This window comes from Citrobacter sp. S-77, assembly GCF_963864895.1.
GTDB classification, from domain to species: Bacteria; Pseudomonadota; Gammaproteobacteria; order Enterobacterales; family Enterobacteriaceae; genus Citrobacter; species Citrobacter murliniae.
The window spans coordinates 3,296,139-3,309,992 of the sequence record NZ_CAWLWU010000002.1 but is presented as its reverse complement, the minus strand read 5'-3'; the positions used below and the strand labels follow the sequence as shown (position 1 = coordinate 3,309,992).

15 protein-coding genes are annotated in these 13,854 nt (G+C 50.7%); 8 read left to right on the top strand and 7 right to left on the bottom strand.

Annotated elements, in window-relative coordinates; genetic code table 11:
- Positions 1-23: 23 nt before the first annotated feature.
- From AACS05_RS16425 to yfcG, 4 genes are all read right to left on the bottom strand, one after another.
- Complete coding sequence (locus tag AACS05_RS16425) at positions 24-539, bottom strand: GNAT family N-acetyltransferase (RefSeq protein WP_071829079.1); 516 nt, start codon at positions 537-539, stop codon at positions 24-26.
- Between the two features lie 84 nt (positions 540-623).
- Positions 624-1,517 carry a TIGR01777 family oxidoreductase gene (locus AACS05_RS16420; RefSeq protein ID WP_045445642.1) on the bottom strand — a complete coding sequence of 298 codons (894 nt, stop codon included), beginning with the start codon at positions 1,515-1,517 and terminating at the stop codon, positions 624-626.
- A gap of 19 nt (positions 1,518-1,536) precedes the next feature.
- Positions 1,537-1,899, bottom strand: coding sequence for a dihydroneopterin triphosphate 2'-epimerase (gene folX / locus AACS05_RS16415; protein WP_045445639.1), 363 nt, complete (start codon positions 1,897-1,899; stop codon positions 1,537-1,539).
- 64 nt (positions 1,900-1,963) lie between these two features.
- Positions 1,964-2,590 carry a GSH-dependent disulfide bond oxidoreductase gene (yfcG, locus tag AACS05_RS16410; RefSeq protein ID WP_045445636.1) on the bottom strand — a complete coding sequence of 209 codons (627 nt, stop codon included), beginning with the start codon at positions 2,588-2,590 and terminating at the stop codon, positions 1,964-1,966.
- 130 nt (positions 2,591-2,720) lie between these two features.
- Here yfcG and yfcF point away from each other — a divergent pair, with 130 nt between their 5' ends.
- Genes yfcF through yfcD form a run of 3 tightly spaced genes read left to right on the top strand, consistent with a single transcriptional unit; the run spans position 2,721 to position 4,601 of the window.
- On the top strand, positions 2,721-3,365 hold the full coding sequence (gene yfcF, locus AACS05_RS16405; RefSeq protein WP_045445633.1) for a glutathione transferase: 645 nt from the start codon (positions 2,721-2,723) through the stop codon (positions 3,363-3,365).
- Between the two features lie 55 nt (positions 3,366-3,420).
- A complete protein-coding gene (yfcE, locus tag AACS05_RS16400) occupies positions 3,421-3,972 on the top strand; it encodes a phosphodiesterase (protein WP_045445630.1) in 552 nt (183 codons plus the stop codon).
- Positions 3,973-4,028: 56 nt separating this feature from the next.
- A complete protein-coding gene (gene yfcD, locus AACS05_RS16395; RefSeq protein WP_045445627.1) occupies positions 4,029-4,601 on the top strand; it encodes an NUDIX hydrolase YfcD in 573 nt (190 codons plus the stop codon).
- A gap of 4 nt (positions 4,602-4,605) precedes the next feature.
- Here yfcD and AACS05_RS16390 read toward each other — a convergent pair whose 3' ends face one another.
- On the bottom strand, positions 4,606-5,625 hold the full coding sequence (locus AACS05_RS16390; RefSeq protein WP_045445624.1) for a LacI family DNA-binding transcriptional regulator: 1,020 nt from the start codon (positions 5,623-5,625) through the stop codon (positions 4,606-4,608).
- A 249-nt stretch (positions 5,626-5,874) separates the two neighbouring features.
- On the opposite strand from AACS05_RS16390, the gene AACS05_RS16385 reads away from it, so the two are divergent.
- From AACS05_RS16385 to AACS05_RS16365, 5 genes are all read left to right on the top strand, one after another.
- On the top strand, positions 5,875-6,318 hold the full coding sequence (locus tag AACS05_RS16385; protein ID WP_045445621.1) for a PTS sugar transporter subunit IIA: 444 nt from the start codon (positions 5,875-5,877) through the stop codon (positions 6,316-6,318).
- 77 nt (positions 6,319-6,395) lie between these two features.
- Complete coding sequence (locus tag AACS05_RS16380) at positions 6,396-6,668, top strand: PTS sugar transporter subunit IIB (RefSeq protein WP_045445618.1); 273 nt, start codon at positions 6,396-6,398, stop codon at positions 6,666-6,668.
- 72 nt (positions 6,669-6,740) lie between these two features.
- Positions 6,741-8,132, top strand: a complete 1,392-nt coding sequence (locus AACS05_RS16375) for a PTS ascorbate transporter subunit IIC (protein WP_045445615.1) — start codon at positions 6,741-6,743, stop codon at positions 8,130-8,132.
- Positions 8,129-8,959 (top strand): transketolase, encoded by an 831-nt coding sequence (locus AACS05_RS16370; protein WP_045445611.1) that lies wholly within the window; start codon positions 8,129-8,131, stop codon positions 8,957-8,959. Before AACS05_RS16375 ends, AACS05_RS16370 begins: the two co-directional genes overlap by 4 nt.
- Positions 8,952-9,905, top strand: coding sequence for a transketolase family protein (locus tag AACS05_RS16365; protein ID WP_045445608.1), 954 nt, complete (start codon positions 8,952-8,954; stop codon positions 9,903-9,905). The genes AACS05_RS16370 and AACS05_RS16365 overlap by 8 nt, the downstream gene beginning before the upstream one ends.
- A gap of 38 nt (positions 9,906-9,943) precedes the next feature.
- Here the strand turns inward: AACS05_RS16365 and yfcC are convergent, their stop codons facing one another.
- Both yfcC and pta read right to left on the bottom strand, forming a co-directional pair.
- Positions 9,944-11,464, bottom strand: coding sequence for a putative basic amino acid antiporter YfcC (gene yfcC / locus AACS05_RS16360; RefSeq protein ID WP_045445605.1), 1,521 nt, complete (start codon positions 11,462-11,464; stop codon positions 9,944-9,946).
- 216 nt (positions 11,465-11,680) lie between these two features.
- Complete coding sequence (gene pta, locus AACS05_RS16355; protein WP_045445603.1) at positions 11,681-13,825, bottom strand: phosphate acetyltransferase; 2,145 nt, start codon at positions 13,823-13,825, stop codon at positions 11,681-11,683.
- Positions 13,826-13,854: the final 29 nt, after the last annotated feature.

Here is a 13,854-nt window from a genome sequence, read left to right as displayed (position 1 = left end):
CCGGGGGCACCTCACTTCCGGGCTTATAAACCCCGTGCTGGACACTCCAGACGATAGACACAGTCGTCATACCGTATGCCATTCACTTCGTATGCTTGCTCGAGTACCTGGGTGAGTACAAAACCTGTCTTTTCCAAAATGCGTACTGACCCCGTATTCTCGGCTAACACATATGCGTTTATCGCGGTGACTCCTGCCTGCTGAAAGGCGTAATCGCACACAACACGGACTGCCTCGCTGGCGATACCTTTTCCCTGTGCCTGTGGGACGACGGCGTAGCCGATATCTGCTTCCTGAGGATAAAGATGACTAATTTGTAAGCCAATATCGCCCAACGGCGTATTGTTATTATGTTCACGGATAACGAAGGAATGCTTAGCGGAAAGGCGTCTGGCAAACAGTAAGCGCGTTTCTTTTGCCGTGGAGATGTCAGCCATATAACGCATTATTTCCGGGCTTTCACGCAGCCTGAGGAAAAATGACCAGTCAGAGAGTTGATATGCAGAGAGGATAAGTCGGGGAGTCGTTATTATCGCCATAAAGTCGCTATTAAATGTCGCCATTGAGGTAGTCAGTTTTATAACCTTACCACCACAATAGCGACAGTGAACAGTCAGCAGAGATTATCGAAGGACATCCGCCAGCGCTTCTTCCAAATCATACCAGCGAAATGCAAAACCAGCGGCTTCCAGGCGTTTGGGTAACGCTCGCTGCCCGCCGAGGACCAGCACCGATGATTCCCCCATCAGTAACCGCATGGCCGTCGCAGGGACGCGCACGATAGCAGGTCGGTTCAGGGCATGACCCAGCGCGTGGGCGAACTGCTCGTTACGTACCGGGTATGGTGAAACCATATTGAAGGGGCCGTGCAGATCGTTATCCAGCAGCCAGATAATACCGTTCACCATATCGTCAATATGGATCCAGGCAAGATATTGGCGTCCGTTACCGATAGGACCGCCCAGGCCAAGACGAAATGGTGGAACCATTTTTGCCAGGATCCCGCCAGCAGGAGCCAGCACAACCCCTGTACGTAGTAAACACACGCGTGTTCTGTCGCTTTGCGCACTGCTGGCAATGTTTTCCCATTGAGCGCACAACTTATGGGTAAACTCGTTATGCGGTGGCTCTTCTTCTGTGACGACTACCTCGCCAAGGTCACCGTAATATCCTGCCGCGGAACCCGATATCAATACCGCTGGTGGTGTGTCGCTGGCCCTGATTAGATCGACCAGTTTCTGTGTAATAACCCAGCGGCTCTGGCACAGTCGCTCTTTTTGCTCAGCAGTCCAGCGCTTATCCGCGATAGGCTCACCGGCAAGGTTAATGACTGCTTCAATTCCATTGAGGTTGTGTTGGTCCTCAAGTCCTTTCCAAATCGTGACCCGTGAATCCAGGATCTGGCGGGCCTTATCGGGGGTACGTGTCACTACGGTTATCTGATGCCCCAATTCCAGCAGACGGGGGATCAGATGGCGTCCAATCAGGCCAGTACCGCCAGTAATCAGAATCTGCATGTCGCCTCCCGGGTAACGATTAGCGCTGCCAGCTCAGCGTCATGGAAACGGAGTCGGCATAACGCAATGCGTGAAGTTTATCGATCTCTACTTCAGCATAAGTGACCCAGTGATGTTCGCGTGCGATATCGAGCACATCTTGAGTTAATTTTTCTAATAATGAGAAGCGGTTACTTTCCACATGTTGAATTATGCTCTTGGTGATCGTGCGGTAATTCAACGCATCGTTGATATCTTCACTGGTACGGGCTATGTCTGCCGGATAGTGGATGGCGATATTGATGACGATATCCTGCCGGTTGAGGATCTCCTCTTCTTTGATGCCAATAAAGGTGCGCAGACGAAGGTTTTTTATACGAATAATAGCGTCAGGTTGTGACATTGCAGGTTTCCTCCATGTATGAACCTCTGCATGATACACGAGAACCTAATCGCGTTACTTCTTCTCACTGAGCAGTTTGCTGCATCGCGCGTTCCGTGGCGGGACGCGTACGGATACGCTCGTACCAGTTATTGACTGCCGGATAAGTATCGAGATCGATACGCTGCCGCTGGTGGGCGTTAATCCAGGGCCAGCAAGCAATATCCGCAATACTATAATGATCGCCACCCAGCCAGGGTGAAGTTTCCAGACGCTTATTCATCACGTTATACAATCGGTGGGTCTCAACCTGATATCGTTCAATGGCGTAAGGGATCGTCTGCGGTGCGAAGTGATTAAAGTGGTGATTTTGGCCTAGCATAGGACCTAATCCGCTGACCTGCCAGAAGAGCCACTGTAGCGTGGTATGGCGTTCTCGCAATTCACCACTTAGCAGCTTTCCGCTCTTCTCCGCCAGGTAGAGCAAAATTTCACCAGATTCAAACAGACTGATCGGTCTTCCGCCATCTTCCGGGGCATGATCGACAATTGCAGGAATTTTATTATTTGGCGAAATAGCCAGAAAATCGGGATGAAACTGATTACCTTTGCTGATATCCACATGAATTAAACGGTACTTCAACTGCGCCTCTTCCAGAAACAGCGTGATTTTATGTCCGTTGGGCGTTGGTGTGTAGTAGAGGTCGATCATTTTCAGCGTCCGTTTTGTCACCTGGTCACTACAAGTATAGAACCTGCTGACGAGCGTGAGTTTTCATCAAGTGACAGAGTGAGAAAGACTCTATATTTTGAAAGTAAGCCAATACATCTCTGAGGATATTATGAGCAAACCTGCAATTACGCTGTGGTCAGATGCAAACTTTTTCTCCCCGTACGTGTTGTCCGTATATGTTGCTCTACAAGAGAAAGGGCTGCCTTTTACGCTGAAAACAGTAGATCTCAACCATGGCGAACACTTACAGCCTTCATGGCAAGGGTATGCCCTCACGCGCCGTGTACCGGTTCTCGAGATCGACGGTTTTGAACTGAGTGAATCATCGGCAATTGCCGAGTTTCTTGAAGAGAGCTTCGCGCCGCCGCAATGGGAGCGGATTTACCCTCACGATATCCAGAAACGCGCTCGCGCCCGCCAGGTTCAGGCCTGGATCCGTAGCGATCTCATGCCGATTCGTGAAGAGCGTTCAACGGACGTGGTCTTTGCCGGTGTAAAAAAAACGCCGTTGAGTGAAGCGGGGAAGGCGAGTGCGGAAAAATTGTTTGCCACAGCGGGCAACTTACTGGCCCATGGGAAACAGAATTTATTTGGTGAATGGTGTATTGCAGATTGCGATTTAGCGCTCATGCTTAATCGTCTGGTCCTTAACGGAGATGATGTTCCTGAGCAGTTAGCGGAATATGCAGCGTTCCAGTGGCAGCGTGCATCGGTACAACGTTTTATCGCGCTTTCCGCGAAGCGTTCCTGCTGATCATCGGGGCGTAATCCAGTATCATTGAAAGGTAATTTTCAACGAGGAGTGAGTGATGAAACTGATGTTCGCATCGGACATTCATGGTTCGTTGCCAGCCACGGAGCGCGTACTCGAGAGGTTTACCCAAAGCGGTGCGCAATGGCTGGTGATATTGGGTGATGTTTTAAACCACGGGCCGCGTAATGCGTTGCCGGAAGGCTACGCGCCGGCGCAGGTTGCCGAGCGTTTGAATGAGCAGGCATCGCGTATTATTGCGGTGCGTGGCAACTGTGACAGCGAAGTGGATCAGATGCTCCTGCAATTTCCGATAACTGCACCGTGGCAGCAAATTCTGACAGATAATCAGCGCCTCTTTTTGACGCACGGACATCTTTTTGGCCCGGAAAATCTTCCGCCCCTGAGTGCCGGAGATGTGCTGGTTTATGGGCATACTCATTTGCCGGTTGCAGAACAGCGTGGGGAGATTTATCACTTTAACCCTGGTTCGGTCAGCATCCCGAAAGGGGGTTTTACGGCAAGCTACGGGATTCTGGATGATAATGTTCTCAGAGTAATGGCACTCAATGATCAAAGTATCATTGCGCAGGTCGAGATTAATCCGTAATTTACCCCACAAACGTAAACGCGCCGTAAGAGCGCTAGAAAAAAGAAGGTTTCCTGATGGTGGAACAGCGTCGTTTGGCAAGTACGGAATGGGTGGATATTGTGAATGAAGACAACGAAGTCATCGCACAATCCAGCCGGGAACAGATGCGGGCGGAACGCTTACGTCATCGTGCAACGTATATCGTTGTGCATGATGGTATGGGTAAAATTTTGGTTCAGCGCCGCACCGAGACAAAAGACTTTTTGCCTGGCATGTTGGATGCCACAGCAGGTGGCGTCGTTCAGGCAGATGAGCAACTTCTCGAATCGGCCCGTCGCGAGGCAGAAGAAGAGTTAGGCATCGCGGGCGTACCGTTTGCCGACCACGGGCAGTTTTATTTTGAAGATAAAAATTGTCGGGTTTGGGGGGCGTTGTTTAGTTGTGTATCTCATGGGCCGTTCGCGTTGCAGGAAGAAGAGGTTAGCGAGGTTTGCTGGCTGACACCGGAAGAAATTACGGCGCGCTGCGACGAATTCACGCCGGATTCACTGAAGGCGCTGGCGTTGTGGATGACCCGCAACGCCAAGAATGAGTCCGCGACTAAGTCGTCAGAGACCCAACAAGAAAAGCAGGAAGAGGCGGAGTAGAACCTCAACAGCTATCTCGCATGCATAAACTGGAGGCGATCTGTTTTTGATCGCTCCAGTTTCCATCCTGAATTCTCGCCAGCAATGCGCGCCCGGCCTCAAGACCAATCTTACGATGTGGTACAGCCATTGTTGTCAGTGGCGGTTGGCAGACTTTGCTCACATCGCTATTGCCGAACCCCACGACAGCAAGATCATCAGGAACTTTAATACGTCGCCGCTGACATTCGTACAATACGCCGCAGGCCAGTTCATCTGACACACAGACCAGCGCGTCCAGTTCCGGCCAGGCGAGAATAAATTCGGGAAGTTGTGACGTTCCGGTAGAAAAAACCGGGGGTAATGCGGCATTAATCACCCGATTTGGTGACATATGATGACGCAACATCGCTTTATACCAGCCTTGTAAATGTTGCTGAAAAATCCACTGCTCCTGATTGGCACATAACAGGCCAATGTTCTGGTAGCCACGCTGAATCAGCATCTCAGTCAGTTCAAACATAGCCGCGACGTTATCAATGCCGATATTCATATCGATGGGGTCGCTACGAATGGCACCGATTTCCATAACCGGAATAGACGCATTTTTCAGCCAGTGCCGCACGGTGTCGTTGTGTTCGACGCTAAGCAATATTGCGGCTGCAATATTTGAGGCAAGCAGTGTTTCCAGTAGTTTTTCTTCCTGCTCAAGACGATTGCGGGATTCTGCCAGCATTATCTGGTATCCGGCTGGCTGTAAAATTTCCTGCAACCCCGCGAACATTTCTGAACAACCTGCCTCAGCCAGATTAGGCACCACCATGGCAATTGTGCGTGATGAAGCTGATGCCAGCGCACTTGCCGCAAGATTAGGCATATACCCGAGCTCATGCACCGCCGCTTCAATTTTTTCTCTGAGTTTATCGGATACCTGTTCAGGGGTGCGTAATGCACGGGAGACGGTCATAGTGCCAACACCAGCAAGCTGAGCAACATCGGCGATGGTCACTTTTCCTGTACTACGCCGTTTTCGAGTTAGAGACATACAAATTCCTGCTTAATTACAACCAGTTGAGCTGTTTTTTTATTGTCATTCTTTGCTTCGCGTAAAGGGCAGTATACGCCTTAAATCATTTTTTTTGCTGTGATTTCACTCAGTAATCGTATTTTGATAGCGCTATCACATAACCGAACGATATCTTTTGATAGCGCTATCTTTGTGACTACGATCGCAGATATGGTTTCAGTGGTTGAATAAAGTTTGTCCATATTGAGCGAATGCTAAGGAGGAAAAGTGCTGAGTACCTGGTTAACGGATAGAACCATTATGCTGTGCGAAAGCGTAGAGGATTGGCCGCAGGCTCTGGAGCTTTGTGCCAGACCCTTGCTGAATGCGGGAGTCATTACGTCTGATTACCTCACTGCCATTGTCGCGCAGCACCATAAGTTAGGCCCTTATTATGTGCTGGCTCCGGGTCTTGCGATGCCCCATGCCAGGCCAGAAGAAGGAGCGAAAGACTTAGGTTTGTCGCTGCTGAAATTAAAGCAAGGTGTTTCATTTGGTGCAGGAGAGTTTGATCCAGTTGATATTATTATTATGCTGGCCGCTCCAGATAAACACAGCCATATTGCCATGATTTCTGCCCTTGCTGAGTTATTTTCAAGTGATAAAGAACTTGCGCAATTACATAGTGCTACAACACGGGAGGAAATTAAAAAAATTATTTCACGCTTCTGATTTAAGTCCAGATTGAATGTTATGAAACATTACGCGTGAGCGTGATGCGGGTGTACTCTACTAAAAAGGTGATAACAATGAAAATCATGGCTATTTGTGGCTCTGGCCTGGGCAGCAGTTTTATGGTTGAAATGAATATTAAAAAAGTCCTCAAAAAACTCAATATTGAGGCGGAAGTCGAACACTCCGATCTCTCCTCCGCCACGCCAGGGGCCGCCGACCTGTTCGTCATGGCTAAAGATATTGCTGCCAGCGCCAGCGTACCAGAAGCACAACTGGTAGTGATTAATAATATTATCGATATCAATGAACTCGAAGCGCAGCTATGCGCATGGTTCGATAAACAATAACTGTATATGTGCGTAATCACTCAGACTGCATTTCGGCAGTTTGACTGCCCATGTGCATAAAGCGAGGTGGATATGTTTATCCTTGAAACGCTAAATTTTGTTGTTGATATACTGAAAGTACCCTCTGTGCTGGTAGGATTAATTTCCTTAATTGGCCTGGTTGCGCAGAAAAAGGCTTTTTCTGATGTTGTTAAAGGTACCATTAAAACTATTCTTGGATTTATTGTGCTTGGTGGTGGGGCTACCGTATTGGTTGGTTCATTAAATCCATTGGGCGGGATGTTTGAGCACGCTTTTAATATCCAGGGTATTATTCCCAATAACGAAGCGATTGTCTCTATTGCGCTAGAAAAATACGGTGCCTCGACGGCGCTTATTATGGCATTTGGGATGGTGGCCAATATTATTGTCGCCCGTTTTACTCGATTGAAATATATCTTTTTGACCGGGCATCACACCTTTTATATGGCCTGTATGATCGGCGTAATCCTGACTGTGGCAGGATTTGACGGGGCGGGGCTGGTCTTTACGGGGTCACTGATTCTCGGGCTGGTCATGGCCTTTTTCCCTGCACTGGCGCAGCGTTATATGCGCCGTATCACAGGCAACGATGAGATTGCTTTCGGTCACTTCGGCACGTTGGGATATGTGCTCTCAGGCTGGATTGGAAGCGTGTGCGGTAAAGGCTCTCGCTCAACAGAAGAGATGAATCTGCCGAAGAATTTAAGCTTTCTGCGTGACAGTTCTATCTCTATTTCCCTGACCATGATGATCATCTACCTGATTATGGCAATTAGCGCCGGGCGGGAATACGTTGAAAGTACCTTCAGTGGTGGGCAGAACTATTTGGTTTACGCCATCATCATGGCAATTACCTTTGCTGCAGGGGTGTTTATCATTCTGCAAGGGGTGCGCCTGATTCTGGCGGAGATCGTGCCGGCCTTTACCGGTTTTTCTGAAAAACTGGTGCCTAATGCCCGGCCTGCACTTGACTGTCCGGTAGTCTATCCCTACGCCCCTAACGCTGTATTAATTGGTTTTCTGTTCAGCTTTCTCGGTGGTCTGGTGGGGCTGTTCTTGCTTGGGCAGATGAAGCTGGTGTTAATTTTGCCGGGCGTGGTGCCACACTTTTTCACTGGGGCAACTGCGGGGGTATTTGGTAACGCCACCGGTGGGCGTCGTGGGGCAATGATTGGCGCTTTTGCTAATGGCCTGCTAATCACTTTCCTGCCCGTACTTCTTCTACCTGTACTGGGTGCAATCGGCTTTGCCAACACGACCTTTTCAGATGCTGACTTTGGTGTGGTAGGCATTGTCCTTGGCAACCTTGCTCGCTATTTGTCCCCTCTCGCTATCACTGGTCTGGTTGTCGCGCTCTTTGCGTTACTGGTTGCCTGGAACGTGTTCGCTAAAAACAGAACGGCAGCGGGTAATGCGCCGGAAAATAATGGAGCCAAATCATGAATGTGAATGAAGTTACACAACTGGCGAAAGAGATCCGCATCGCCACGCTGAAATCGCTGACGCATCTGGGGTTTGGCCATTTCGGCGGCAGTATGTCGGTCGTGGAAACGTTGGCCGTCCTGTATGGTGCAGTGATGAAAATCGACCCCGCCGATCCGGACTGGCCGGAACGTGACTATTTCGTCTTATCCAAAGGTCATGCGGGGCCGGCACTGTACAGTACTCTTGCGATCAAGGGGTATTTCCCGATTGAAGAATTGAGCACGCTGAACCAAAACGGTACTCGTTTGCCCAGCCATCCGGACAGGCTTAAAACGCGTGGTGTAGACGCTACCACTGGCTCGTTAGGACAGGGCATATCTATCGCCGCTGGGATGGCGTTATCCCATAAGCTGGCAAAGCGTCCGAATCGGGTATTTTGCATTGTTGGCGATGGCGAACTGAACGAAGGTCAGTGCTGGGAGGCGTTTCAGTTTATTGCGCACCATAAGCTGAATAACCTGACGGTGTTTGTTGACTGGAATAAACAACAGTTAGATGGCGAACTGGATGACATCATTCGCCCGTTTAGCCTGGAGGACAAATTCACGGCCTTTGGTTTTGAGGCGATCACGGTGAAAGGGGATGATATTGCAGGCCTGCTGACTGCAGTGCAGTCGCGTCTGAATGAAGAGACTCGACCTCGGATTGTTATTCTCGACAGTATCAAAGGACAGGGTGTGCCATATCTGGAACATCTCAGCAATTCCCATCACCTGCGTCTGACGGAAGAAATGAGACAGGCGTTGAATGAAACCGTTCATCATCTGGAGGCCACGCATGATTAAGCTCGCGCCCGCAGGGCAAAAAGATAACGTAGAGATGCGTAAGGTATATGCCGGATTCGTGGCGAAAGAAGTGGCAGCAGGAAGCCCGATTATTGCTCTTGAAGCCGATCTGATGAGTTCGATGGCAATGGACAGTGTGGCGCGGGATTACCCGCAGCATGTTATTAACTGCGGCATCATGGAAGCCAATGTGATTGGTACTGCCGCTGGACTGGCATTAACGGGGCGTAAACCGTTTGTGCACACTTTCACTGCATTTGCCAGCCGTCGTTGTTTCGATCAGCTGTTTATGTCACTGGACTATCAGCGTAATAACGTGAAGGTGATCGCTTCAGATGCCGGGGTTACCGCTTGTCACAACGGAGGTACGCACATGTCCTTTGAAGATATGGGGATTGTGCGCGGCCTGGCGCATTCGGTGGTACTGGAAGTGACGGATGCGGTGATGTTCGACGATATCTTACGCCAGCTCCTGGAGCTTGAGGGCTTCTACTGGGTACGCACAATCCGTAAGCAGGCGTCGAGTATCTACGCGCCAGGATCGACATTTACGATCGGCAAAGGGAATGTTCTGCGCGAAGGCGAAGATGTCACGCTAATAGCCAACGGGATTATGGTTGCAGAAGCGCTGGAAGCCGCACGACAACTGGAGCACATAGGGGTAAATGCGGCAGTCATCGATATGTTTACTCTGAAGCCTATCGATAGGATGTTGGTGAAGAACTATGCCGAGAAAACGGGACGAATTGTGACCTGTGAAAACCACAGTATTCATAATGGGCTGGGGTCTGCAGTGGCTGAAGTGCTGGTGGAAACGTGCCCGGTACCGATGCGTCGGGTTGGTGTCAAAGAACGTTATGGTCAGGTTGGGACACAGGATTTTTTACAGGAAGAATATGGACTCACCGCCGCGGCGATTGTTGAGGCAGCGAAATCATTAATGTGAAGGAACGCCCCTTGTCATAGGTGACAAGGGGCTTATTTTTAATGATATCCCATTATCTGTGCGCCTATCACCACCACGCTGGACATAATAAACAGCAGCCCCAGCAGCGTTGCTCCCACTTTCAACCAGTTGCGGAAGTCCACCCGGCAAACGCCCAATGTCGCCATAAGTGACGCGGATGTTGGATAGATAATATGGCTGAAACCATCACCAAACTGGAAAGCGAGAACGGTAACCTGGCGGTTTACACCGACTAAATCACCGAGAGGCGCCAATAACGGCATAGTCAGCGCCGCCTGGCCTGAGCCGGAGGTGACAAAGAAGTTAAATACTGCCTGAAATAGCAGCATAAACCATGCAGCGATAGCATTGTCCAGACCGCTGATACCGTTGGCAATACTGTGCAGGAGAGTATTTAACACACTGGCATCCCCCGCCTCTCCATTGCCCACAAGCAGTAAAATACCCTTGGCAAAACCAACCAGCAGGGCAGGGGCAATCATCATCCGCGCACCTTCGGTAAACGACGAGGCCATAATGTTGACCGTCATACCATTGAGCCGGAAGATAACGCCAATAATGCCTATCACCAGACCCATGGTGAAGAACTGGCTGGCGATTTCAGGAATGAACCATGCGTTGACAATCACGCCCCAGACAACCCAAATCATCACGCCGGTAAGTACTAACAATACCAGCCAGTCGCCCAGAGTGAAACGCCGCTCCACGACGTCATCCTGCTGCTCGCGGAAGAAACGATCGGATTCATGAACGCGTGAAAGTAGAGGATTCTTTTTGATGCGTGATGCGTAGGCGAGGGTGAAAGTGAGACCAATCAGGGTCGCAACGACCCATACCACGATACGCAGGCCAGAGCCGGAGAGCACCGGTACACCCGCAATGCCTTGCGCGACAACCACACAGAACGGATTCATCCACGAGCTGGCAAAGCCAATTTGGGTGGCGATGTAGGTAACGAGCACAGTGGTGATACTGTCGTAACCCAGGCGTACCATGAGCGGTGCAATGATAATGGCAAAAGCGACAGCCTCTTCTCCCATGCCAAATACAGCACCACCTAATGAGAAGAGAATAAACAGCACCGGGATAAACAAGACCTCGTTACCCCGCGTATGACGGATAAGCGCCAGGATGCCGTTATCAATGGTTCCTGTACGCATAACAATGCCAAATGCGCCGCCAATTACCAGCATAAACATAATGATGCCAACGGCAGTGCCAAATTTTGAGCCGGAGGTTAAACCTTCAAACGGAAAGTTCATCAGTCCGGGACTTTCATCGCCGGTGGTGAAAAACTTAACCCGATGGTACTGCTCTTCACCCGCATCGTTGGTCAGTATACGAAACGAGTGGGGATCGACCACTTTCCGGGTTTTGGTCTGCCCATCAACCTGGTACTGCACCTCCTGGCTGTCGAACATGCCGACGGGTACAACCCAGGTCGCCAGGCTGGTTAAAATGGCAACGAAAAATATGATCACCAGCGTATCGGGCATTGCCCATTTCTTAGCGGGTTGTGATTCTGTTACTGCAGACATGAAGAGCTATCCCTGTTGCAAAGCAAAGAGGCTAAGTATGCAAACAGGAGAATAGTTATTCATTGATGCAGCGCAGTTAAGCAAATATTTCAGAAATTACTAATTGGAATAACAGGCATAAAAAAACCGGAAATATCAGCTATTTCCGGTTTAAAGAACCACTATCTGTAGGCCAGACTGGACGCGTTCACGTCACCATCTGGCGTACAAAGCAGATTACTGCTGCTGCTGAGAAGACTGGATCGCGGTCAGTGCGATGGTGTAGACGATATCGTCTACCAGCGCGCCACGAGACAGGTCGTTCACCGGCTTGCGCATACCCTGCAGCATCGGCCCGATGGAGATCAGGTCGGCAGAACGCTGTACCGCTTTGTAGGTGGTGTTACCGGTGTTCAGATCCGGGAAGATGAACACGGTAGCGCGACCCGCAACCGGAGAGTTCGGCGCTTTGGATTTCGCAACGTCAGCCATAACAGCGGCATCGTACTGCAGCGGGCCATCGATCATCAGGTCTGGACGTTTTTCCTGCGCCAGACGAGTTGCTTCACGTACCTTCTCAACATCGCTACCTGCACCAGAAGTACCGGTGGAGTAGGAAAGCATCGCTACGCGCGGTTCGATACCGAAAGCAGCTGCGGAATCTGCAGACTGAATTGCGATTTCTGCCAGCTGCTCTGCAGTCGGATCCGGGTTGATCGCGCAGTCGCCGTAAACGTATACCTGATCCGGCAGCAGCATGAAGAACACAGAAGATACCAGAGAGCTACCCGGTGCAGTTTTGATCAGCTGCAGCGGTGGGCGAATGGTGTTCGCTGTGGTGTGAACAGCACCAGAAACCAGACCGTCAACATCGTCCTGTTCCAGCATCAGGGTACCGAGAACCACGTTGTCTTCCAGCTGTTCGCGGGCAACGGTTTCGGTCATCCCTTTGTTTTTACGCAGTTCGACCAGACGAGCAACGTAGCTTTCGCGAACCACATCCGGGTCAACGATTTCTACGCCAGCACCCAGCTCAACGCCCTGAGAGGCTGCAACACGGGTGATTTCATCCGGGTTACCCAACAGTACGCAAGTTGCGATACCACGTTCAGCACAGATGGCTGCCGCTTTAACGGTACGCGGTTCGTCGCCTTCCGGCAGAACAACGCGTTTACCGGCTTTACGAGCCAGTTCGGTTAACTGATAGCGGAACGCTGGCGGAGACAGACGACGGCTGCGCTCAGAGGTCGCGGTCAGGGATTCAACCCAGTCAGCGTTGATATAGTTAGCAACGTATTCCTGAACTTTCTCAATGCGCTCGTGATCGTCAACCGGAACTTCCAGGTTGAAGCTCTGCAGGCTCAGAGAGGTCTGCCAGGTGTTGGTGTTCACCATAAATACCGGCAAACCGGTTTCGAATGCACGTTCGCAAAGTTTGGTGATGCGTGCGTCCATCTCGTAACCGCCAGTCAGCAGCAGGGCACCGATTTCAACGCCGTTCATTGCCGCCAGGCATGCTGCAACCAGCACATCAGGGCGATCGGCAGAAGTCACCAGCAGAGAACCAGCACGGAAGTGCTCAAGCATGTGTGGAATGCTGCGTGCGCAGAAAGTCACAGACTTCACGCGACGGGTGTTGATATCGCCTTCGTTAACGATGGTAGCGTTCAGGTGACGCGCCATATCGATTGCACGAGTAGCGATCAGGTCAAAGCTCCATGGCACCGCGCCCAGAACCGGCAGCGGGCTGGACTCTTGCAGTTTAGCCGGATCAACTTTGATCACTTTCGCTCTGGAAGAGTCGTCGAAAATCTCGGACAGATCCGGGCGAGTACGGCCTTGCTCATCAACCGGTGCGTTCAGTTTGTTAACGATAACGCCGGTGATGTTGGTATTTTTTGCGCCGCCGAAGCTGCTGCGAGTCAGTTCAATACGCTCGTTCAGCTGTTCCGGGGTGTCAGTACCCTGAGACATAACGAATACGATTTCCGCATTCAGCGTTTTCGCGATTTCGTAGTTCAGAGATTGTGCGAACTGATGTTTACGGGTTGGGACCAGGCCTTCAACCAGTACGACTTCTGCATCTTTGGTGTTCGCGTGGTAATTCGCGATGATCTCTTCCATCAGCACATCTTTCTGATTGCTGGAGAGCAGAGATTCAACGTGGCTCATCTTCAGCGGCTCAGCAGCTGGCAAAGAAGAGTTAGCACGTACGATAGCGGTGGTCTGGTCTGGCGCATCGCCACCGGCACGCGGTTGAGCAATCGGCTTAAAGACGCTCAGACGAACGCCTTTGCGTTCCATTGCGCGGATAACGCCAAGGCTGACGCTGGTCAGGCCGACGCTGGTTCCGGTAGGGATCAGCATAATAATACGGGACACGGTTTATCCTCTTTCGTTACCGCCGACAT